Source organism: Micromonospora noduli (genome assembly GCF_003264475.1).
In the GTDB taxonomy this organism is placed as follows: Bacteria; Actinomycetota; Actinomycetes; order Mycobacteriales; family Micromonosporaceae; genus Micromonospora; species Micromonospora noduli.
This window is the reverse complement of the sequence record NZ_PYAC01000042.1, coordinates 392,663-413,677: the sequence shown is the minus strand read 5'-3', so window position 1 is coordinate 413,677 and position 21,015 is coordinate 392,663. Positions and strand designations below refer to the sequence as shown.

Genomic DNA, 21,015 nt, shown 5'->3' with positions numbered 1-21,015 from the left:
CCGCCCGGACCCCCGCCCGCCGGGTGATCAAGAGGTTTGCGTCAGCCTGGCCCGTTGTCGGCGACGCAAACCTCTTGATCGGCTCCGGATGGGGTGGGGGAGGTGGGGGTCGGGTTCTGCTGGCGGGTTCGGCGGCGTTCGGCCACCACGTCTCGGATGCGTCGCTGCATCTGGCGACGGATCCGGATCATCTCGCTGTTGCTGATCACGCTGTCTCCTCCCCCGAAGGCGCGCGCCGGGGCATACCCGGTATGTGAATAGTAAGACGTACGGGAGCGCCGAATAGTTGCCCATGATCCCGAACAATTTCTCGGCGTCCCCGCCCCGCGCACCCGAGCGGTGCTGCTCCACTACGGTTGCCCCATGAGCCAGAGCAACGGGCGGGAGGCCGGTCGCGGTCCGGGACAGGAGCGGCATCGCGGTGCGGTCACCCTGCGCAGAGGGGCGATCCCGAGCAGCACCGCCGACCAGCGACTGCTGGATTCACGGGGGCGGGGCGACTGGAAGACCAAGGACGCCTGGCGCGCGCTGCGCATCCTCGCCGAGTTCGTCGAGGGTTTCGACACCCTCGCCGACGTGCCGTCCGCGGTCAGCGTCTTCGGCTCGGCGCGCAGCGCGCCGGACAGCGTCGAGTGGCAGTTGGCCGAGCAGTTGGGCGGTGCGCTGGCCCGAGCCGGCTATGCGGTGATCACCGGAGGTGGGCCCGGCGTGATGGAGGCCGCCAACCGGGGCGCCAGCGAGGCCGGTGGGCTCTCCGTGGGGCTCGGCATCGAGCTTCCGTTCGAGCAGGGCATCAACGACTGGGTCGACCTGGCCATCGACTTCCGCTACTTCTTCGCCCGCAAGACGATGTTCGTCAAGTACGCGCAGGCGTTCGTCGTGCTGCCCGGCGGATTCGGCACCATGGACGAGTTGTTCGAGGCGCTCACCCTGGTGCAGACCGGCAAGGTCACCCGGTTCCCGGTGGTGCTCATGGGCGTCGCCTACTGGCAGGGTCTGCTGGACTGGCTGCGCGACACGATGGCCGCCACCGGCAAGATCGGGCCGGTCGACCTGGACCTGATCTGCCTCACCGACGACGTCAACGAGGCGGTCCGGTACATCGTCGAATCGGAGGCCGCGCTCTCCGCCGAGCAGGAGGCGGTCCGCGAGGAGGCTGTCGCGCGCACCGGCGCAGACCAGCAGGCCGCAGCCGTTCAGGCTCGGGACCACGACTGATGGCGGCGATCTGCGTCTTCTGTGCCTCCTCCCGTACCCTCGATCAGCGCTGGTTGGACCTGGCCGCCGAGACCGGCGCGGAGCTGGCCCGGCGCGGGCACACGCTGGTCAGCGGCGGTGGCTGCGTCGGCATGATGGGCGCGCTGGCGGACGGCGCCCGATCCGCCGGCGGACGCACCGTCGGCGTGATCCCGCAGTCGCTGGTCGACCTGGAGGTCGCCGACCTGGCCTCGGACGAACTGCTGGTGACCGACTCGATGGCCAGCCGCAAGACCCTGATGATCGACAAGTCGGATGCCTTCCTCACCCTGCCCGGCGGGCTGGGCACCCTGGACGAGTTGTTCGAGGTCTGGACCACCGCCACCCTCGCCCTGCACACCAAGCCGATGGTGCTGATCGACACCGACGGGTTCTACCGCCCCCTGCTGGACTGGCTCGACGCGCTGGCCGACCAGACCTTCCTCAAGCCCGCCGGCCGCGACCTCCTGACGGTCACCACCACCGTCACCGAGGCCCTCAACGTCCTGGAATCCCACCTGACCTGACCCCCACCCCCACCCCACCCCGGCTGGGCCGCGGTGATCATGGGGTTGGCGAGGCCGCCGTCGGCGTGTCGCGCCGCCAACCTCATGATCGACGGGGGTGGATGGGGTGGGGTGGGCCGGGTGGGGTTTGGGCGGGTGGGTGTCGTATGGGTCTGATGGGATGAGCTGATGCAGGCGTACCGGTTGGTGCGGCGGCCCGGAGGGCCGGCGCGGGGGGACGAGGCGACGCCTGACAGCGCTTCCGTGCCCGCCAGCGGCGGCACGTCCGGGGGCGGTGTCGGCGCGTCGGGTGGGCCCGATGGCGTGGCCGGGCCCGAGCTGGCCGTCGGCGGCGGCTGGCGGGCCGACCCGGTGCAGGCCGAGGTGGTCGGGCACACCGACGGGCCGATGCTCGTGCTCGGCGGCCCGGGCACCGGCAAGACCAGCACGCTGGTCGAGGCGGTCGCCGCCCGGGTGGCCGAGGGGGTCGACCCCGAACGGATCCTGGTGCTGACCTTCGGCCGTCGGGGCGCCACCGCGCTGCGACAGCGCATCGAGGCCCGGATCGCGCAGGACGGCCACCGGGTGCTGCGCGAGCCGCTGGTGCGCACCTTCCCGGCGTACGCCTTCGGGTTGCTCCGCCGCGCCGCCGCCGAGCGGGGCGAACCGTCGCCCCGGCTGCTCACCGGCCCCGAGCAGGATCTGATCATCCGTGAGCTGCTGGACGTGGTGGGCGAGGAGCCCGAGGACGACCCGGTCGGCTGGCCCACCGACCTGCGCCCCGCCCTGCGCACCCGGGCGTTCGCCGGCCAACTGCGCGACCTGCTCATGCGCGCAGCCGAGCGCGGCGTGGGCCCGATCGACCTCGCCCGCCTGGGTGAGAAGCTCGGCCGCGCCGACTGGCCGGCCGCCGCGCGCTTCCTGCGGGAGTACGTCGCCGTGCTCGCGCTGCGCGACGTCAGCAACCGGGGCTCCATCGCGTACGACCCGGCGGAGCTGGTCCGGGCAGCCACCGGGCTGCTGCGCGACGACGAGGAGTTGCTGGCCGCCGAGCGTCGTCGGCTCGCGCACGTCTACCTCGACGAACTGGCCGACACCGACCCCGCCCAACTGGAGCTGCTCTCGGTCATCGCCGGCGGTGGCAAGTCGCTTGTCGCGTTCGCCGACCCGGATTCCTCCACGTACGCCTTCCGGGGCGCCGACCCGGCCGGGGTGGCGACGTTCCCGCACCGGTTCCGGACGGCATCCGGTGCGCCGGCCGCGCAGGTGCTGCTGAGCACGTCGTACCGGGCCGGGCCGGGTCTGCTCGCGGCGATCGCCCGGCTGGGTCGCCGGCTGCGGGGTCCGGCCGCGCACCGTCGGCTGCACCCCCTGCCGGACGCGCCGCCCGGTGTGGTCGAGGTGCACACCTTCCGTTCGGCGACCAGCGAGGCCGCCTGGCTGGCCCACGCGCTGCGCTCGGCCCACCTGCTCGACGGCGTGCCCTGGTCACGGATGGCGGTGCTGGTGCGGTCCACCGCGTTGCAGCTGCCCACCCTGCGACGGGCGTTGCACGCTGCCGGCGTACCCACAGTGGTGCACGGTGAGGATCTGCCCCTGCACCTGCAACCGGCGGTCGCGCCGCTGCTGCTCCTGCTGCGCTGCGCGCTGGAGCCGGAACGACTCGACGAGGAGGCGGCCGTCGCGCTGCTGCACTCGCCGCTGGGTGGGGCCGACCCGCTGGCCGAGCGGCGGCTGCGGCAGGGCCTGCGCGCGCTCGCGTTGGCCGGCGGTGACCGACGCCCCTCCGGGGAGCTGATCGTCGAGGCGTTGCAGGATCCGGAGGAGTTGACCGGCATCGAACGGCGCTGGGCGGAGCCGGCGCAGGCGGTGGCCGGGCTGCTGGCCATCGCCCGCGAAGCCGCAGCCCGGTCGGGTGCGACCGCCGAGGACGTGCTCTGGGCCGTCTGGCACGCCAGTGGTCTCGCCGAGCGGTGGGCCGGCGCGATCAACCAGGGGCGTCCGGAGGCCGGCGAGGGCGACCTGGCCCGGCGTCGGCGGGCCGAGGCTGCCGACCGCGACCTGGACGCCGTGCTGGTCCTCTTCGACGCGGCGGCCCGGTTCACCGACCGGCTGCCCGGCGCGCGTACCGAGGTCTTCCTCGATCACGTGCTCGCCCAGGACCTGCCGGCCGACACCATCGCCCCGACCGCCGACCGGGGTGCGGCGGTACGCCTGCTCACCGCGCACGCGGCGAAGGGCCTGGAATGGGACCTGGTCGCGGTGGCCGGCGTGCAGGAGGGCATCTGGCCGGACCTGCGGCTGCGCGGCAGCCTGCTCGGCTCCGAGCGACTGGTCGACGTGCTGGCCGGCCGGTCGGTCGACGGGGCGACCGCGGCGAACATGGTGGGTCAGACCTCGGCGTTGCTGGACGAGGAGCGTCGGCTCTTCCACGTCGCCATCAGTCGGGCCCGGCACCGGCTGCTGGTCAGCGCGGTGGCATCGGCCGCCGTCGGTGGGGACGACCACGAGGAGCAGCCCAGCCGGTTCCTGCACGAGCTGGGCCCGGGCACGCCGCCACCGACCCCGCCGAGCACGCCGCCGACCCCGCCGACAGTGCCCGGCCCGCCGCCGACAGCGCCCGGCCCGCCGCCAGGTCCCCGCACGGAACCGTCCTCCGGCGGCTCCGGGGGCGCTGCGGTGGGCGAGACCGGGGACGAGGAGCCGGGCCGTCCCGGGGCGCTGCCGGTGACCCGTCCACCCCGGGCGCTCACCCTGCCGGCGTTGGTAGCGGAACTGCGTACCGCCATCACCGACCCGGCCGCCCCGGCGGCCCGGCGGCGCGCCGCGGCGGCCGAACTGGCCCGGCTCGCCGCCGCCGGGGTGCCCGGTGCGCACCCCGACGACTGGTGGGGGTTGCGGGTGCTCTCCGACGACCGGCCGCTGGTCGACGACGGCGACCCGGTGCGGGTGACCCCGTCGGCCATGGAGAGCGCGCTGCGGTGCAGTCTGCGCTGGCTGCTGGAACGGCACGGCGGTAGCGGCCCGACCAGCACCGCGCAGGGGGTGGGCAACCTGGTGCACGCCGCCGCGATGCTCGCCGAGGACGCCAGCGCCGATCGGGGCGCGCTGCTCGACTACGTGGCCGCCCGGTTCGACGCGATCGAGCTGGCGGCCCGGTGGATGGCCGGGCCGGAGCGGGAACGCGCCGAGGCGATGGTCGACAAGCTGCTGCGCTGGCTGGCCACCAATCCGCGCCGGTTGCTCGCCATCGAGCACGAGTTCGCCGTCCGCCTGGACGACCCGAACCGGCCCATCGACCTGACCGGCCGGGTCGACCGGCTGGAGGTCGACGAGGCCGGGCGGCTCGTGGTGATCGACCTGAAGACCGGCAAGTCCACCGCTGTCACCGGCACCGACCTGGCGGAGCACCCGCAGCTCGGCGCCTACCAGGCTGCGGTGGAGGCGGGGGCGTTCGCCGAGTTCGGTGACGAGTCCGGGGGCGCCGCGCTGGTGCAGCTCGGAACCTCCGCCAAGGACGCCAGGGAGCAGAATCAGCCCGCCGCCAGCGAGGGGCCGGCGGCCGGTTGGGCGACCGCGCTGGTCCGGCGGACCGCCGATACGATGGCAGCCGCCACGTTCGCCGCGGTGGCCAACTCGAAGTGCCGGGTCTGCCCGGTGCGCACCAGCTGCCCGGTCTCCGGGCAGGGTCGCCAGGTCGTCGAGCCGCCCACCGTCCGACGCACAGGTGAGGGCGAGGAGTGAGCTTGCGAGCCCAGTCGCGACCTGGGACGGCACCCGTGAGGGCGAGGAGTGAGCTTGCGAGCCCCGCAGTCACGAACTGAGATGGCACCGTGAGGGCGAGGAGTGCGCCGGTGTTGGGAACCGAGACGGCACGGTGAGTCAGCCCACCCTGTTCGGCGCGGGCCCCGCGCCGACACCCCGACTCGCGGACTCCGGCCCCCGGTACACACCGGTGGAGCTGGCCAAGCTGCTGCGGTTGCCGGCGCCCACGCGGGAGCAGGCCGCGATCATCGCCGCCCCGGTGGAGCCGCTGCTGGTGGTCGCGGGCGCCGGGTCGGGCAAGACCGAGACGATGGCCGCCCGGGTGGTCTGGCTGGTGGCCAACTCGTACGTGCGGCCGGAGCAGATCCTCGGGCTGACCTTCACCCGCAAGGCGGCCGGCGAACTGGCCCATCGGGTACGGACCCGGCTCGACCAGCTGATCCGCAGACTCGGCCGGCAGGGACGGGACCCGCTGGGCGATCCGCTCGCGGGTGAGCCCACCGTCTCCACCTACCACTCGTACGCGGGGCGGATCGTCACCGAGCACGGGCTGCGGGCCGGCTACGAGCCGTCCACCCGGCTGCTCACCGAGGCGTCCCGCTGGCAGTTGGTCGACCTGCTGGTGCGCAACTACGACGGCGACATGTCCGAGGTGGACCGGATGCCGAGCACCATCACCGACGCGGTGCTGGCGCTGGCCGGGGAGCTGGACGAGCATCTGGTCGCGCCGGACGACCTGGCGGCCTGGACCGGTCGCTTCTTCGCCGAGGTGCAGTCCCGGCCGGGTCGGGTGTACGCCGACGTGCGCAAGGCGCTCACCCTCCAGCAGACCCGGTTGCGCCTGTTGCCGCTGGTGCGGGCGTACGCCCGGCGCAAGGAGGACTTCGAGGCGATGGACTTCGCCGACCAGCTCGCCCGGGCGGCCCGGGTGGCCCGGGACCACCCGGGGGTCAGCGTGATCGAGCGGGACCGCTTCCGGGTGGTGCTGCTCGACGAGTACCAGGACACCAGCCACGCCCAGGTGGTGCTGCTCAACGCGCTGTTCGGTGGCGGGCACCCGGTGACCGCGGTGGGCGACCCGTGCCAGTCGATCTACGGCTGGCGGGGGGCCAGCGCGGGCACCCTGGACCGGTTCCCCACCGAGTTCGCCCGCGCCAACGGCGAGCCGGCCCCGGCGCTGGGGCTCACCACGAGTTGGCGCAACCGCCCGGAGATCCTCCGGGTGGCGAACGCGCTCTCCACCCCGCTGCGGGCGGCGGGTGCCCGGGTGCCGGAGCTGCGCTCCGCGCTGACCGTCCGGGACCCGATCCCGCACCGCAGTCCGGGCGGTGCGGCCGGCGGCACTGTGCACTGCGCGATGCTGCCCACGTACGCCGACGAGGCCGACTGGATCGCCGACAGCGTGCTCGCCGCCTGGCGTGGGGCGGCCGGGATGCCGGGCGCGGCCCCGGAACACATCCCGGTGGACCGCCGTCCGACGACCGCCGTGCTGGTCCGGGTGCGCAGCCAGATCCCGGCGATCGAGTCGGCGCTGCGGGAGCGTGGCCTACCGGTCGAGGTGGTCGGGCTGGGCGGCCTGCTGGACACCCCCGAGGTACGTGACGTGGTCTGCACGCTGCGGGTCCTGGCCGACCCGACCGATGGCGCCGCGCTGCTGCGGCTGCTCACCGGCGCCCGTTGGCGGATCGGGCCACGTGACCTGGTGGCGTTGCACCGGCGGGCCCGGGCCATCGCGAACGCCCGGCGACAGGTCGCCGCCGACGAGGCCTCGGAGATCAGCCCTGACCTGTTGGACGAGGCGACCCTGGTGGAGGCGTTGGCCGACCTCGGGCCGGCGCAGGCGTACTCGGCGGAGGGGTTCGCGCGGCTGCGCGCGTACGGCCGGGAGTTGGCGCTGCTGCGCTACCGGCTGGATCAGGCGCTGCCGGACCTCATCGCGGACATCGAGCGGACCATCGGCCTGGACGTGGAGGTCGCGGTGCGGGCCGGCCGGGACGGCGCCGGCGACGCGGGCCTGGCCCGGGGCCATCTGGATGCGCTCGGCGACGTGGCGGCCCGGTTCAGCGGGGAGACGCCCGGCGCGACCCTGTCCGGGTTCCTGTCCTACCTCGCCGCCGCCGAGGACGAGGAGCGCGGTCTGGCGCCGGGCGAGGTCGAGGTGGTGGAGGGCGCGGTGCAGGTGGTCACCGCGCACGCCGCCAAGGGCCTGGAGTGGGACGTCGTGGCGGTGGCCGGGCTCAGTCGTGGGCTGTGGCCGGGGCCGGTCCGCAACTCCGACCACTGGCTGGGTGGGCTGGGCGTGCTGCCGTTCCCGCTGCGCGGCGACGCCGACGGGCTGCCCGAGTTGGCGCTCGACGAGGCGGGAGACCAGCGGGCCGTGGCGCGGGCGGTGACCGACTTCACCGACGCGTGGCGGGCCCACGACGAGCGGGAGGAACGCCGTCTGACGTACGTGGCGGTCACCCGGCCGCGCCGGCTGCTGCTCTGCTCCGGTTACTGGTGGGGAGAGGGCACGAAGCGACCGCGAGGTCCGTCGGTCTTCCTGCGTGAGGTGTACGACGCCTGCCTCGACGGCGGGCCGGGGCACCTGATCGACGCGTGGGCGCCGGAGCCGACTCCCGACGCGACGAACCCCACGGCCGAGGTGGTGCTCCGCGCTGAGTGGCCGGCCGACCCGCTGGGCGGTCGCCGGCCGGCGTTGGCCGAGGCGGCGGGGCTGGTGCGTCGCCTGATGGCCGACGGTCCGGCGGCAGCGCTCCCCGGGCCGGTCGGGCCGGTGCTCGCCGGGCCGGTCACGCCGATCGGATCGACGGCCGAGCCGGCCGAGCCGGAGGTTGATCCGGAGGTGGCGCGTTGGCAGCGCGAGGCGGACCTGTTGTTGGCGGAGCGCGCCGAGCTGACCCGGCTCTCCGGTGCGGTCGAGGTGGCGCTGCCCGGGGCGCTGAGCGTCACCCAACTGGTAGCGCTGCGGCGGGATCCGGCGGCGCTGGCCCGTACGCTGCGTCGCCCGGTGCCGGCCGAACCCAACCCGTACGCCCGTCGAGGCACCGCCTTCCACGCCTGGTTGGAGCAGCGCTTCGGTGCCGACCGCCTGTTGGACCTGGACGAGCTGCCCGGCGCGGCCGACGCCGATGCCGCACCCGACGAGGCGCTGGTCGAGCTTCAGGAGCGGTTCCTGGCCAGCGAGTGGGCCGACCGGTCACCGGTGGAGGTGGAGGTGCCGTTCGCCACGGTGATCGCCGGAGTGGTGGTGCGGGGCCGGATGGACGCGGTCTTCGCCCGGCCGGGGGGTCGGTTCGACGTGGTCGACTGGAAGACCGGCGCGCAGCCCTCCGGGCCGGCGGCCGACGTGGCCGCCGTGCAGCTGGCGGTGTACCGGCTGGCCTGGGCGGAGTTGGCCGGCGTGCCGGTCGACCGGGTGGGCGCGGCGTTCCACTACGTCCGCCACGGGGTGACCGTCCGGCCCGCCGACCTGCTGGATGTGACCGGCCTCACGGCCCTGATCGCCCAGTTGCCCGAGGATTCTGCCCAACATTGACCATGGCGGGGAAAACCGTGGTAGGTTGACCGGGTTGCAGTTTTGGTTACCAGAGACTCTGTGTGCGCCTGGCGGGATTGTGGCCCCAGGCGCTCTTTGTTGTGTCCGGAGTTCTCCGGGCGGGGCGACCAGAAGCGACAGGCGATTCGCGCATCCCCGCGCGGAGCGCTCCTCTTCGGGCGCGCAACAAGTGCGCGTCCGACGTTCCGTCAAGGAGACGAAACACATGGCTATTGGCACCGTGAAGTGGTTCAACGCTGACAAGGGCTTCGGCTTCATCACCCCCGACGGCGGCGGCGCCGACGTTTTCGCCCACTTCTCGGCGATCCAGTCCTCCGGCTACCGGAGCCTGGACGAGAACCAGCGGGTCGAGTTCGAGGTGACCCAGGGCCAGAAGGGCCCGCAGGCGGAGAACATCCGCCCGCTCTGATCTTCGGATCGGTCAGCATTACCTGTCACGCCCTCCGGGTGTGACGGTGACGGGACCGGCCCGCCCCGCTGCCGCCTGCCTACGCAGGCGGCGGCCTGGCGGCGGGCCGGCCTGTACTCCCTTTCGGTTCGTGCTTGTGAGTCCTGGCGGCCTTTTTCCGCCGGTGACAGCGCCGACTTCGGCGCCCTCCCTCGACACGTGCCGCGTCGAGGAAGGCTTCCGCATGACCACAGTTATTCCTTCTTTCGCTCATACCGGTCTGGCGCCGGCGCTGCTCACCGCGCTGACCGCGCAGGGCATCACCGAGCCGTTCCCGATCCAGTCGGCGACGCTGCCCGACTCGCTCGCCGGCCGGGACGTGCTGGGCCGGGGTCGTACCGGCTCCGGCAAGACCCTCGCCTTCGGGCTTCCGCTGCTGTCCCGCACCGCCGGCCGTAAGGCGCGGCCGGGTCGCCCGCTGGCCCTGGTGCTGGTGCCGACCCGCGAGCTGGCTCAGCAGGTCACCACCGCCCTGGCCCCGTACGCCCGCGCCGTCGGGCTGCGCTGCGCCACTGTGGTCGGCGGCCTGTCGTTGCAGCGGCAGGCGGACGCCCTGCGCGCCGGCACCGAGGTGGTCGTGGCCACCCCCGGTCGGCTGCACGACCTGATCAACCGTGGCGACGCCCGGCTCGACCAGGTCGAGATCACAGTGCTCGACGAGGCCGACCAGATGGCCGACATGGGCTTCCTCCCGCAGGTCACCAAGCTGCTGGAGCAGGTCGCGCCGCAGGGGCAGCGGATGCTCTTCTCGGCGACCCTGGACGGCGGCGTGGACCGGCTGGTCCGCCGCTTCCTGAGCAACCCGGTCACCCACTCGGTGGACCCGGGCACCGCGACTGTCACTGCGATGACCCACCACGTGCTGCACGTCGACGCTGCGGACAAGCCCGACGCGTTGACCCGGATCGCCGCCCGTGAGGGCCGCACCATCCTGTTCATGGGCACCAAGCACCGCGCCGACCGGCTGGCCCGCCAGCTGCTCTCCAAGGGCGTACGCGCGGCCGCGCTGCACGGCGGCAAGTCCCAGCCGCAGCGCACCCGGATCCTGGAGCAGTTCCGCAACGGTCAGGTGACCGCGCTGGTCGCCACCGACGTGGCGGCCCGTGGCATCCACGTGGACGGCCTGGACATGGTGGTCAACGTGGACCCGCCGACCGAGGCGAAGGACTACCTGCACCGGGGCGGCCGCACCGCCCGGGCCGGCGAGTCCGGTTCCGTGGTCACCCTGGTCCTGCCGGAGCAGCGTCGGGACGTGTCCCGGCTGATGGCCACCGCCGGTATCCGGCCCGAGTCGGTCCAGGTTCGCCTGGGTGACGGGGCGCTGGCCCGGGTGACCGGTGCCCGCGAGCCGTCCGGTGTGCCGGTGACCATCGTCGCTCCGCCGGCGCCCGCCTCTCGCGCCCGTACCTCCGGGGGCTCGGCCGCCGACGGTGGCGCCCGTCCGGCGCACCGCGCGTCGGGCCGGTCCCGTCGGCCGCGTCGCCCGCGTACCGTCTGATCTTCTGCGCGTCGACCGACCCGTCCCGCTTCGGTGGGGCGGGTCGGTTTTGTCTGCGCGGTGTCCCGGGCCGGTCGGCTGTCCGTGCGGCCCGACCGGCCAGCCGGCCGCGCCGGGTGGCCCCTCTGCTGAGTCGGTAATCAGCCTCTGCTGGGTCGGCTGGCCGACTGCGCCCCGGCCGTTCGTGGTCGAGGCTGACCGACGGGGGAAGTCGGGCGGGGGGCCCGGCACGGGAGGGGTGACCATGGCGGGCGAAGCCGGCTCGGGCGCACTGCGTGAACTGATACTGGTGGTCGCGGTCGCGCTCGCCGGGTTGTTGCTCGCCATGGTTGCGGCCTTCGCGCCCTGGCATGCCACCCCGGCGGGTAACGCTCCCGCCGGTCTGGTGGAGCTGCACAGTCCTGGCGACCCGGGCCTCGGCCCGACGACCGCACACGTGGGCTGAGCAGCGACCGGCCTACCGGTGCCGGCGGAGGGGCAGGCCCGGTCAGGATCGGTACGAGGTGTGGTCGGGTCGGCGGGGCACCGGCCCGACCACATCGCCTTCGCGCCCTCCTCGGTGCGCCCGAGCACCACGCACCAGCCCAAGATCGCGCTCGATCCAGGAAGTAGGCCCCTCACCGGGCGGGCGAGGCCACTACATCAATGATCGGGCGCGATCATGCGAGCGGTGCGTCGGTGCTGACCGCACTCGGGGCGTGGGTGAGCAGGTCGGCCAGGGTGGTGCTGTCGACCACGGTGGCGATCGCCCCGTGCACCGCCAGCCAGACGTCGGTGAGCCCGGCGGCCACTCCGTGATAGCCGGCCCGCTCGGCCGGCAGACCGCGCACCGTGGTGAGCGAGCCGCCGACCGCACGCAGCACGTCTCCGACGGTGATCTCGTCCGCTGGGCGGGTCAGCGCGTACCCGCCGTCGGCGCCGCGATGGCTGTGCAGCAGACCGGCCCGGCGCAGGTCGAGCAGGATGCCCTGCAGGAAGCTGAGCGGGATGTCCTGCACCTCGGCCAGGCTGGCCGCCTTCACCAGCTCGCCGGCCCGGTCGCCGTCGCCGCCACCACCGCCGGCGGCGACGGCGAGCATCGCCCGGAGCGCGTAGTCGCTGCGCGCGGAGACGAACACGTCACTGACCAGCCTGGTCCAGTACGCCCCAGCGGCGCCGGATCGCCTTGTCCGCAGCGCCGAACGCGGCGTCCACGACGAGGCCGACGACCAGGATGACGATCATCGTGGAGAGCAGCCAGGGCGCGTCGGACAACTCGCGGGAGTAGGTGAGTTGGGCGCCGAGCGAGGTCTGCGAGATGCCGCTCACGAGCAGCTCACCGGCCATCAGGCTGCGCCAGGAGAAGGCCCAGCCCTGCTTGAGGCCGGCGACGATCGCCGGCAGGGCGGCTGGCGCGATGACGTACCGGTAGAGGTTGAGCCCCCGGGCGCCCAGGTTGCGGCCGGCGCGCACCAGCAGCGGCGGCACGTAGTCCACCCCGGAGATCACCCCGTTGGCGATGGACGGCGCCGCGCCGAGCACCACAACGAAGAAGATCGCCTTCTCGCTCAGCTCGAAGAGCAGGATGGCCAGCGGGAACCAGGCGATCGACGGCATGGTCTGCAATGCGGTGATCATCGAGCCGATGGCGGCGCGCAGCACCGTGGACCGGGCCACCGCGAGGCCGAGCAGCAGGCCGACGGCGACCGAGAAGACGTACCCGAGGGCGGCCCGTTGCAGCGTGGTGAGCAGGCCGTCCCAGAGCTGCGGCCCCTGGGCCTGGGCCACCAGCTCGCGGCCGACCTCCAGCGGTGGCGGCAGTGAGTACGGCGGCTTCCAGCCCGTCCAGACCACGATCTGCCAGGCGGCGATGGCGATGGCCAGGGCGGCGAGCTTGGGCCAGGTGGCGGCCCAGATCCGGGCGCCCCGGGAGACCTCCTTGTCCCGACCGGCGATCTCCAGCGCGTCGAGGCCGGTGATCTCCGCGTCGGTACGCGCCGAACTGGTGAGGGTGTCACTGGCCATGGCGGCCCACCTCCGTACGGAGCCGCTCGGTGACCTCGGCGGCGATGGCGGCGACCTCGGGGGAGTCGATCCGGCGAGGGCGCGGGATGTTCACCTCGGTGGAGTAGATGATCCGGCCGGGTCGGCTGGAGAGCAGGATGATCCGGTCGGCCAGCCGGGCCGCCTCGCGGACGTTGTGCGTCACGAAGAGCACCGAGAGTTTGCGCTCGGACCAGATCCGTTCCAGCTCGTCGTGCAGGATGTCCCGGGTCATCGCGTCCAGCGCGCCGAACGGCTCGTCCATCAGCAGCACCGGAGTGTCCAGGGCCAGCGTGCGGGCGAGCGCGACCCGCTGCCGCATTCCGCCGGAGAGCTCGTGTGGGCGCTTACGGCCGAAGTCGGCAAGGTGCACCGTGCGCAGCAGCTCGGCCACCCGCTCACGGCGTTGGGCGCGGGGGAGCCGACGCAGCTTGAGCGGCACCTCCACATTGGCGTCGACGGTCAGCCACGGAAAGAGCGCCGGCTCCTGGAACATCAGGCCCGGGTTGGCGTCGCCGGCCAGCGTGATCTGCCCGCCGCTGACCCGGTCCAGCCCGGCCACCAGGTTGAGCAGGGTGCTCTTGCCGCAGCCGGACGCGCCGACCAGGCAGACGAACTCGCCGGGCGCGACGTTCAGCGAGACACCGTCCAGGGCCAGGACGGCGTTCGCCCCGCGCCCGTACACCTTGGTCACGCCGGAGAGCGCGACCGCGGTGGTCGCGCTCTCCGGCGTCGTCGTGGTCGACGTCATGGCTGGACGACCTCGGCCTTGCCCTGCGCCTTGAGCGCGTTGTTGAGGTACTTCAGGTCGTACAGGCCCTTGAGGTCCACCGGCTCGGTCAGGTCCACGTCGACGGCGTGGTCGAGCCCTGCCTTCAGGGAGGACGAGATCGGGTCGTTCGTGAACTCCAACGTCGGCCACGCCTGCTTGATCAGCTTCAGGTCCAGCGGCTTGCCGGTGATCTTGCCGATCGCGTCGGAGATGGCCTGCTGCGCCTCGTCCGGCTTGGTGTTGACGAACTCGTTGGCTGCCACCTGACCGTCGACCAGCCTCTGCACCACGTCCGGGTGCGCCTTGAGGAACTTCGTGCTCACCAGCAGGTTGGTGATGACGAACTTCTTGTCCGGCCACAGGTCGCGCTCGTCGACCAGAACCTTGCCGCCGGCGTTGACCAGGCGGGAGACGAACGGCTCGGGCACCCAGGCGCCGTCGATCGCGCCGCTGTTGAATGTCTCGATGGTCTGGGCGTTCTCCTGCGGCACGATCTTGACGTCGCCGCCGCCCTCCTTGGTGGTGGTGAGGCCCTGCTGCTTGAGCCAGTAACGGACCGCCACGTCCTGGGTGTTGCCCAACTGCGGGGTGGCGATCTTCTTGCCCTTCAGGTCCTGCGCGCCGGTGATGCCGGGCTTGACGACCAGCGCCACGCCGCCGGAGGCCGCGCCGGAGATGACCCGGACGGCCTCGCCCTTGGACTTGGAGAAGGCGTTCACCGTCGGGTTCGGACCGATGTAAGTGGCGTCCAGCGCGCCGGAGAAGACGGCCTCGATGGCGGCCGGGCCGGCGTTGAAGGTCTTCGGGTCCAGCTTGACGTTGGTGCCGAGCTTCTCCGCGAAGATGCCCTTCTCCACGCCGACGACCGCCGGCGCGTGGGTGATGTTGGGGAAGTAGCCGAGGCGCAGCGTCACCGGGCCGGAGCTGCCGCCCGCGCCCTCGCTGTCGTCGCCGCACGCGGCGGTGCTGCCCAGGGTCGCCGCGCCGAGGGCGGCGAGGGTGGCCAGGGTGACCAACCGGCGCAGGGGGAGCCGTCTCATCGTTCATCCAATCCACAGTATTCCTACTTAGTTGGTAGGAAGAGTGGGCCAGCCTGCGGCCAGCGTCAAGACCCATCCACATGGCGGGATGGCGCGTCTCAGTTATGTCGGTATTTCCTATCAGCTTGCTAGGATAATCGCCATCCGGTCAACGCCGAGGTCGCGGCCCGCATCGACGAGTACGCCGCGCTCGGCGTGGACGAGTTCATCCTCTCCGGCTGGCCGCACCGGGAGGAGGCCGAGCGGGTCGGCACCGAGGTGCTGCCCCTGGTGGCGGCCCCGGTCGCGGCGGCTCCGGGAAGGTCGCGGGTGGCGGAGGTGTCGACGCGCTAGGGTCGACTCCGTGGCGGCGCGGAGATCCAGAATTCCAGCGACGAAGTATCCGGTCGAGCGGTTCACCCTCGACAACGGCCTGCGGGTGGTGCTCACCCCCGATCGCAGTGCCCCGGTGATCGGGGTGGCGGTGGTCTACGACGTCGGCATCCGCTCGGAGCCGGAGGGGCGTACCGGCTTCGCCCACCTCTTCGAGCACCTGATGTTCCAGGGCTCGGAGAACCTGGAGAAGCTGGCCCACTTCCGGCACGTGCAGGGCGCGGGTGGCACCTTCAACGGCTCCACCCACCTGGACTACACCGACTACTTCGAGACGCTGCCGAGCAACGCGCTGGAGCGCGCGCTGTTCCTGGAGGCGGACCGGATGCGTGGGCCCCGGCTGACCGAGGAGAACCTGCGCAACCAGGTCGACGTGGTCAAGGAAGAGATCCGGGTCAACGTCCTCAACCGTCCGTACGGCGGCTTCCCCTGGCTGACTCTGCCGCCGGTCATGTTCGAGACCTTCCCGAACGCCCACGACGGCTACGGTTCCTTCGACGACCTGGAGTCGGCGACCGTCGCCGACGCCGCGGACTTCTTCCGCCGCTACTACGCCAGCGGTAACGCCGTGCTGGCCGTCAGCGGGGACATCGACGTGGCCGAGGCGACCGAGCTGGTCACCCGGCACTTCGGCGACGTGCCGGCCCGGCCGGCACCGCAACGGCCCGACTTCACCGAGCCCGACCTGAGCGCCGAGCGGCGCACCTCGTACACCGATGCCCTGGCGCCGCTGCCGGCGGTGGCCGGCGCCTGGCGCGTGCCCGACCCGGTCACCGACTTCGCCGGCTACCTGCCGTACGTGGTGCTGGCCGAGGTGCTCACCGACGGCGACGCATCGCGGCTGGTCGAACGGCTGGTGCAGCGGGACCGCACGGTGACCAGCCTCGGCGGATATCTCGGTTTCATGGGCGACCCGTTCGACGTCCGCGACCCCACCGCGCTGCTGTTGCAGGCGCACCTACCGCCCGGTGGCGATGTGGACAAGGTGCTGCGCACCATCGACGAGGAACTGGACCGGCTGGCCACCGACGGGCTGACCGACGGTGAGCTGGCCCGCACCCAGGCCCGGATGGCGACCCACCTGCTGCGGGACACCGACGCGGTGCTCGGTCGGGCACTGCGGATGGCAGTGCTGGAGCAGCAACGCGGCGAACCGGGTCTGCTCAACGAACTCCCCCGGCTGGTCGGCGAGGTCACCGAGGAGCAGGTCCGGGCCGCTGCGGCCACAGTGCGCCCGGAGCGCCGGGCCGCCATCGAGGTCATCGCCGGAGGCGTTCGGTGAGCGCGAGGAGTGAGCCGGTTTTGCGAGCCCCGCAGTCGCGAACGAAGGTGACACAGTGAGTATCGCTACAGCTCCTGCCGGCCCGCGTACGCTGCCGCCGCTCGGGCCGACCCGCAAGCTCAAGGTGCCCAAGCAGGCCGAGCGCACGCTGCGCAACGGGCTCACCGTGATCGCCGTACGCCGGCCCGCCGTACCCCTTGTCGAACTGCGGCTCTGGGTGCCGTTCGGCCGGGTCCACCTGGCCCGCGGCGCGATGCTCTCGCAGACAATGCTCTCCGGCACCGAGTCGATGACCAGCGTGCAGATCGCCGCCGAGTTGCAGAAGGTGGGCGGCGGGCTCTCCGCGGGCGTCGACCCGGACCGGCTGATGCTCTCCGGCGCCGGCCTGGTCACCGGTCTGGACCGGATGCTGGAGCTGCTGGCCGCGGTGCTGACCGGCGCCAGCTACCCCGGTGACGAGGTGGCCACCGAACGGGACCGGCTGGTCGACCGGATCCAGGTGGCGCAGAGCCAGCCTTCGCACCTGGCCCGGGAGGCGCTGCTAAAGCGAATCTACGGCCGGCACCCGTACGCGACGCAGACGCCGGAGCCCGGCCAGATCCGTGCCGTCCGACCGGCGGCGCTGCGCACCCTGCACTCGGAGCGGGTCCACCCGACCGGCGCGCAGATGGTGCTGGTCGGTGACGTACAGCCGGAGAAGGCACTGGACGCGGCCGAGCGGGCGCTCGGCGGCTGGTCGGGTGCCGGGCGTGTGGCCGAGTTGCCGGCGACTCCGCCGCTGGAGCCGGGGCCGCTGCTGCTGGTCGACCGGCCCGGCTCGGTGCAGTCCTCGCTGCGGATCGCGCTGCCGGCGGTGTCGCGCACCGACCTGGACCACGCCCCGCTGCAACTCGCCAACCTGATCTTCGGCGGCTACTTCTCCTCCCGGTGGGTGGAGAACATCCGCGAGGACAAGGGCTACACGTACGGCCCGCACTCGGTGATCGAGCATTCCGTCGCCGGGTCGGTGCTGGTCGCCGCCGCCGACGTGGCCACCGAGGTCACCGGCCCGGCGCTGCTGGAGACGACGTACGAACTGGGTCGGTTGGCGTCACTCCCGCCGAAGCCCGAGGAGTTGGAGCAGGCCCGGCAGTACGCCCTGGGCACCCTCCAGCTCGGCATGTCCACCCAGGCCGGGTTGGCGGCGTTGACCAGTGCGTACGCCGGCAACGGTCTGCGCCTGGACTTCCTCGCCGAGTACGCCGCCAGGTTGGCGAAGGCGAGCATCGACGACGTCGCGCAGGCGGCGGCGCGCTATCTGGCCCCGGCTCGGGCGGCGATCGTGGTGCTCGGTGACGCGGAGCGGGTCACCCCGGGGCTGGCCGCGCTGACCACGGTTCAGACCGAGCAAGAGGCGTGAGCGAGCGGAGCGAGCGGGCCATGGGGTTCAGCAGCGGGCCGTCTCATGGCGGCGTGCAGCGAAGCGGAGCGCCGGCGTGAGCGGGGAGGCGGCGCCGCCGTTGGCGCGGTCCACGCTGGATCGGGCCGCGCACCGGCGGGGTGACTCGCAGTGGTTGACCGAGGCGTGGCTGCGCGCCCGGGTGTTGCTGCTCGACTCGACCGACGAGGGTCGGACACTGGCCCGCACCGAGACGTCGCCTCCGACGTTGGTGCTGTTCGGGGCGGCTGACGTACCCGCCGGGTCAGAGTCGATGGCGATGTTCCTGGGTGTCGAACCGGACGGGGTGCCGGTCTTCGCTGTCGACGCGCCTCTTCCGGCGATCCCGGGGACCCGGGCGGTCCACCTCCGGGAGGTGGGTCACCTGCTCGCCGACCGGGAGGCCGGCATCTTCACCACCGCGTTGGCGCTGGTCAACTGGCACACCCGACACGGTTACTCGACGAGCACCGGCGCGCCGACCGCGATGGACGAGGCCGGTTGGTCCCGGGTGGACCGGAATGGTGGGCGGATCTGGCCGCGTACCGACCCGGCGATGATCGTGCTCGTGCACGACGGCGTGGACGGCCCGGACGGCCGCTGCCTACTCGGCAACAATGCCGGCTGGCAGGGCACCCCGGGTGGTCGCCGCTACTCCTGCCTGGCCGGCTACGTGGAACCGGGGGAGTCGGCGGAGGCGGCCGTGCTGCGCGAGGTCCGCGAGGAGGTGGGCATCGGGGTCGAGCGCGTCGGGTACGTGGGCAGCCAGGCCTGGCCGTTCCCCGGCTCGCTGATGCTGGGCTTCCTGGCCACCGCGAACCCGGCCGAGCCGGTGCGGGTCGACCCGTCCGAGATCGCGTACGCCCGGTGGTTCTCCCGCCGGGAGATCGGAGCGGCGTTGGCCGGGGAGTCGGTGGACGTGGGCGACGGGGCCCGGCTGATCCTGCCGCCTCCGTCGTCGATCGCGCTGTTCCTCATTCACCGCTGGCTGGACGGCTGGGTGGACGCCGACCGCTGAGCACGGTCCCGGCCCGTGGCCGCCGTTGCCGCGGCGGTCACGGGCCGGGAACACGGGCCGTCGTGGTCGGCGGGTGCGAGTAACGCGGCGGGGGAGCCGGTCCGACCACGACGGACGACCTGTGGAATCAGGTGCCGGTGCGGCCCGGTCTGTGTCGGAAGGCGGGCCGCGACTCGATCAGCGGGAGGACCTTGACCCGTTGCTTGCCGGCGCGGACCGCGCCGACGGTGGCCAGGGCGCGGGCCAGCAGCAGCGCGGCGTCCCGGTCCTCGGCGTGCACGATCTGCCGGCGCGGCTCGGGCGTGGTCGTCTCGTCGCGAAGTCGGTGGCCGTCCGCCCAGGCGGCGGCGATGTCCCCGTCAGCGACGGCGCGGATGTCGGTGCGAACGATCAGGAACCGCATGAGGGTCTCCGGATGAACCGCGACGGATGAGCCAGTGTGGAAGTTCCACGTATCCGAGGGCCATGTTACGCCCCGTGTTCGTCCCAGCAACTGAAACGCGCCTATCGGTTTCGAGCCTCGTCCGATCGGCGGATGGCTGCTCAGCAGGGTCGCCGGGTCGCAAAGCGACGGAGTCGGCGGGTCGACCGAGTCGGCGTGTCGCCGAGCGACGGAGCCGGCGGGTATGACGCGACGGGGCCGCCGGCAGTGCGCCGACGGCCCCGTACCAGTCACCGAATCAGTTCAGATCGAACTGGCCCTTCTTTGCCCCGGTGATGAAACCGAGCCATCCCGCGCGGTTGAACAGCAGTACCGGGCCGCCCCGGTCCTTGCTGTCGCGCAGGGCGACCGCCGACGGGCCGGTGGCCAGCGGGGCGACCTCCACGCAGTTGGAGGTCTGGCTGCGTGTGCTGGTACGCCACGGGGCGTCCGCCAACGAGTGGGCGGAGACGGACGGCGTGTTGCGGATTTCGTTCATGGTTCTGCTCCTGATGTGCAGCGATCCGATGGGACGAGTGGTGCCGCACGTCCCGACGGAGGGTCCCCCGTGGATCACCGGTCCGTCAGTCGCCCTGATTCCCGGCGGCGTTGGGTCGGCGCCGTTGCCGGCCCGAACGCCACTGTGGATGGGGGCGTCGCCTCGGTCAGCCGTCCCGTCGCCTCGATCAGCCAGGAGAGGGTGTCCGAGGCGTCAAGTGCCGCCTTGCATAGCCACTCGAACACCACTTTATAGCGATTTAGCGTGATTGACTCGGTCGACATGACGTCGGTGAAGCCACCTTCGATGGCCAATGTCTCCGGATCGAGGGGATCGGCGAACCGATAGACCGAGAAGGCGGTCGGCGGAAGGTACCAATCGCCGATCTGGGTGTCCCGGGGCAGCACGTGCAGGGCCACGTTGGGCAGCAGCGCCAACTCGCAGAGCTGGAGCAACTGTTCGTGCAGCACCTCCGGCGGCCCGGCCCGGCGGCCGAGAGCCGCCTCCTCCAACACGGCGGTGTAGCGGGGAGCGTGCGGCTCGCGGGTCAGCAGCGACTGGCGGGCCAGCCGCGCCTGCACCTCGGTCTCCGGCTCGTCGCCGGGCTCCGGCTCGCCCGCGCCCGCGTTCACCTGCCGGGCCGACACGATCCGGAGCTGGGCGTACCCGGGGGTCTGCAACAGGCCCGGCACGAGCACCGGGTTGTACTCGGAGATCTCCGCGCAGCCCGCCTCCAACTCGGCCCAGCCGCGCTGTTGCTGCGTCATCACCGGGAAGTTCTTCAACCAGCCGCGCATGTCGCCGGCCTCGTTGGTGATGCCCAGCAACTCGTCGTGCAGCGCCTGGTCGGCGCCGTAGAGGTCGAGCAGGTCGCCGACGTCCTGCGGGTCCGGTCGACTGCGGCCGTTCTCCAAGCGGGACAGTTTGGACGCGGAGGCCCAACCGATACGCTCGATGACCTGATCGCCGGTGAGGCCCGCAGCCTCACGTAGGCGGCGCAGCTCGATGCCCAACCGGCGACGACGCAGGATCGGGCTGGGTGCGGCAGGAGGCACAGTGTCCTCTTTCCCGTCGACCGCCGCAGACGCGACGGTAACTGTATGAAATTCGCCCCCCACGGTCAGTATGGACGGCGCGACCGGTGTCGGAGGTTCCGGCGA

19 protein-coding genes are annotated in these 21,015 nt (G+C 72.6%); 11 read left to right on the top strand and 8 right to left on the bottom strand.

From position 1 onward, the window contains the following. Positions 1 to 41: 41 nt before the first annotated feature. A complete protein-coding gene (locus tag MED15_RS33700; RefSeq protein WP_167457759.1) occupies positions 42 to 209 on the bottom strand; it encodes a hypothetical protein in 168 nt (55 codons plus the stop codon). 154 nt (positions 210 to 363) lie between these two features. Between MED15_RS33700 and MED15_RS30885 the strand changes: the two genes are divergently transcribed. The 7 genes from MED15_RS30885 (at position 364) to MED15_RS30855 (ending at position 11,457) form a co-directional block, all read left to right on the top strand. Further along, positions 364 to 1,218, top strand: a complete 855-nt coding sequence (locus MED15_RS30885) for an LOG family protein (protein ID WP_112583710.1) — start codon at positions 364 to 366, stop codon at positions 1,216 to 1,218. Next, positions 1,218 to 1,763 (top strand): LOG family protein, encoded by a 546-nt coding sequence (locus MED15_RS30880; RefSeq protein WP_112604943.1) that lies wholly within the window; start codon positions 1,218 to 1,220, stop codon positions 1,761 to 1,763. Before MED15_RS30885 ends, MED15_RS30880 begins: the two co-directional genes overlap by 1 nt. A 168-nt stretch (positions 1,764 to 1,931) precedes the next feature. Next, positions 1,932 to 5,486 carry an ATP-dependent helicase gene (locus MED15_RS30875; RefSeq protein ID WP_112737608.1) on the top strand — a complete coding sequence of 1,185 codons (3,555 nt, stop codon included), beginning with the start codon at positions 1,932 to 1,934 and terminating at the stop codon, positions 5,484 to 5,486. 133 nt (positions 5,487 to 5,619) lie between these two features. Continuing rightward, the gene (locus MED15_RS30870; RefSeq protein ID WP_112737607.1) at positions 5,620 to 9,045 is read left to right on the top strand and encodes an ATP-dependent helicase; all 3,426 of its coding nucleotides are present in this window, start codon (positions 5,620 to 5,622) and stop codon (positions 9,043 to 9,045) included. Positions 9,046 to 9,271: 226 nt separating this feature from the next. Further along, the gene (gene cspE / locus MED15_RS30865; protein WP_007464836.1) at positions 9,272 to 9,475 is read left to right on the top strand and encodes a transcription antiterminator/RNA stability regulator CspE; all 204 of its coding nucleotides are present in this window, start codon (positions 9,272 to 9,274) and stop codon (positions 9,473 to 9,475) included. 223 nt (positions 9,476 to 9,698) lie between these two features. After that, the gene (locus MED15_RS30860) at positions 9,699 to 11,012 is read left to right on the top strand and encodes a DEAD/DEAH box helicase (protein ID WP_112583706.1); all 1,314 of its coding nucleotides are present in this window, start codon (positions 9,699 to 9,701) and stop codon (positions 11,010 to 11,012) included. A 244-nt stretch (positions 11,013 to 11,256) separates the two neighbouring features. Then, entirely contained in the window at positions 11,257 to 11,457 is a 201-nt protein-coding gene (locus tag MED15_RS30855) for a hypothetical protein (RefSeq protein WP_112583796.1), read from the top strand. Between the two features lie 214 nt (positions 11,458 to 11,671). On the opposite strand, the gene MED15_RS30850 is transcribed toward MED15_RS30855, so the two are convergent. The 4 genes from MED15_RS30850 to MED15_RS30835 are packed head-to-tail and all read right to left on the bottom strand — an operon-like array spanning position 11,672 to position 14,846. Next, a complete protein-coding gene (locus MED15_RS30850) occupies positions 11,672 to 12,130 on the bottom strand; it encodes an RrF2 family transcriptional regulator (RefSeq protein ID WP_112737605.1) in 459 nt (152 codons plus the stop codon). Position 12,131: 1 nt separating this feature from the next. Continuing rightward, on the bottom strand, positions 12,132 to 13,016 hold the full coding sequence (locus MED15_RS30845; RefSeq protein WP_091406165.1) for an ABC transporter permease: 885 nt from the start codon (positions 13,014 to 13,016) through the stop codon (positions 12,132 to 12,134). Further along, complete coding sequence (locus MED15_RS30840) at positions 13,006 to 13,785, bottom strand: ABC transporter ATP-binding protein (protein ID WP_112737603.1); 780 nt, start codon at positions 13,783 to 13,785, stop codon at positions 13,006 to 13,008. The genes MED15_RS30845 and MED15_RS30840 overlap by 11 nt, the downstream gene beginning before the upstream one ends. Continuing rightward, positions 13,782 to 14,846 carry an ABC transporter substrate-binding protein gene (locus MED15_RS30835; protein WP_112600949.1) on the bottom strand — a complete coding sequence of 355 codons (1,065 nt, stop codon included), beginning with the start codon at positions 14,844 to 14,846 and terminating at the stop codon, positions 13,782 to 13,784. Before MED15_RS30835 ends, MED15_RS30840 begins: the two co-directional genes overlap by 4 nt. Positions 14,847 to 15,041: 195 nt before the next feature. On the opposite strand from MED15_RS30835, the gene MED15_RS30830 reads away from it, so the two are divergent. The 4 genes from MED15_RS30830 (at position 15,042) to nudC (ending at position 18,935) form a co-directional block, all read left to right on the top strand. After that, positions 15,042 to 15,179 (top strand): hypothetical protein, encoded by a 138-nt coding sequence (locus tag MED15_RS30830; RefSeq protein WP_373861174.1) that lies wholly within the window; start codon positions 15,042 to 15,044, stop codon positions 15,177 to 15,179. Positions 15,180 to 15,189: 10 nt separating this feature from the next. Beyond that, entirely contained in the window at positions 15,190 to 16,500 is a 1,311-nt protein-coding gene (locus tag MED15_RS30825; RefSeq protein WP_112737601.1) for a M16 family metallopeptidase, read from the top strand. 55 nt (positions 16,501 to 16,555) lie between these two features. Then, positions 16,556 to 17,899, top strand: a complete 1,344-nt coding sequence (locus tag MED15_RS30820; RefSeq protein WP_112737599.1) for a M16 family metallopeptidase — start codon at positions 16,556 to 16,558, stop codon at positions 17,897 to 17,899. 76 nt (positions 17,900 to 17,975) lie between these two features. After that, positions 17,976 to 18,935: an NAD(+) diphosphatase gene (nudC, locus tag MED15_RS30815; protein WP_112737597.1), complete on the top strand. Its 960-nt coding sequence runs from the start codon at positions 17,976 to 17,978 to the stop codon at positions 18,933 to 18,935. A 127-nt stretch (positions 18,936 to 19,062) separates the two neighbouring features. On the opposite strand, the gene MED15_RS30810 is transcribed toward nudC, so the two are convergent. From MED15_RS30810 to MED15_RS30800, 3 genes are all read right to left on the bottom strand, one after another. Beyond that, positions 19,063 to 19,338: a hypothetical protein gene (locus MED15_RS30810; protein WP_091406149.1), complete on the bottom strand. Its 276-nt coding sequence runs from the start codon at positions 19,336 to 19,338 to the stop codon at positions 19,063 to 19,065. Between the two features lie 277 nt (positions 19,339 to 19,615). Next, positions 19,616 to 19,855, bottom strand: coding sequence for a DUF397 domain-containing protein (locus MED15_RS30805; RefSeq protein WP_112583698.1), 240 nt, complete (start codon positions 19,853 to 19,855; stop codon positions 19,616 to 19,618). A 74-nt stretch (positions 19,856 to 19,929) separates the two neighbouring features. Continuing rightward, the gene (locus MED15_RS30800) at positions 19,930 to 20,910 is read right to left on the bottom strand and encodes a helix-turn-helix domain-containing protein (RefSeq protein ID WP_112583697.1); all 981 of its coding nucleotides are present in this window, start codon (positions 20,908 to 20,910) and stop codon (positions 19,930 to 19,932) included. Between the last annotated feature and the right edge of the window lie 105 nt (positions 20,911 to 21,015).

Coding starts and splice junctions, on each gene's coding strand:
- MED15_RS30885 (WP_112583710.1), top strand. CDS start 364: ATGAGCCAGAGCAACGGGCGGGAGGCCGGTCGCGGTCCGGGACAGGAG.
- MED15_RS30880 (WP_112604943.1), top strand. CDS start 1,218: ATGGCGGCGATCTGCGTCTTCTGTGCCTCCTCCCGTACCCTCGATCAG.
- MED15_RS30875 (WP_112737608.1), top strand. CDS start 1,932: ATGCAGGCGTACCGGTTGGTGCGGCGGCCCGGAGGGCCGGCGCGGGGG.
- cspE (WP_007464836.1), top strand. CDS start 9,272: ATGGCTATTGGCACCGTGAAGTGGTTCAACGCTGACAAGGGCTTCGGC.
- MED15_RS30860 (WP_112583706.1), top strand. CDS start 9,699: ATGACCACAGTTATTCCTTCTTTCGCTCATACCGGTCTGGCGCCGGCG.
- MED15_RS30855 (WP_112583796.1), top strand. CDS start 11,257: ATGGCGGGCGAAGCCGGCTCGGGCGCACTGCGTGAACTGATACTGGTG.
- MED15_RS30845 (WP_091406165.1), bottom strand. CDS start 13,016: ATGGCCAGTGACACCCTCACCAGTTCGGCGCGTACCGACGCGGAGATC.
- MED15_RS30840 (WP_112737603.1), bottom strand. CDS start 13,785: ATGACGTCGACCACGACGACGCCGGAGAGCGCGACCACCGCGGTCGCG.
- MED15_RS30835 (WP_112600949.1), bottom strand. CDS start 14,846: ATGAGACGGCTCCCCCTGCGCCGGTTGGTCACCCTGGCCACCCTCGCC.
- MED15_RS30810 (WP_091406149.1), bottom strand. CDS start 19,338: ATGCGGTTCCTGATCGTTCGCACCGACATCCGCGCCGTCGCTGACGGG.
- MED15_RS30805 (WP_112583698.1), bottom strand. CDS start 19,855: ATGAACGAAATCCGCAACACGCCGTCCGTCTCCGCCCACTCGTTGGCG.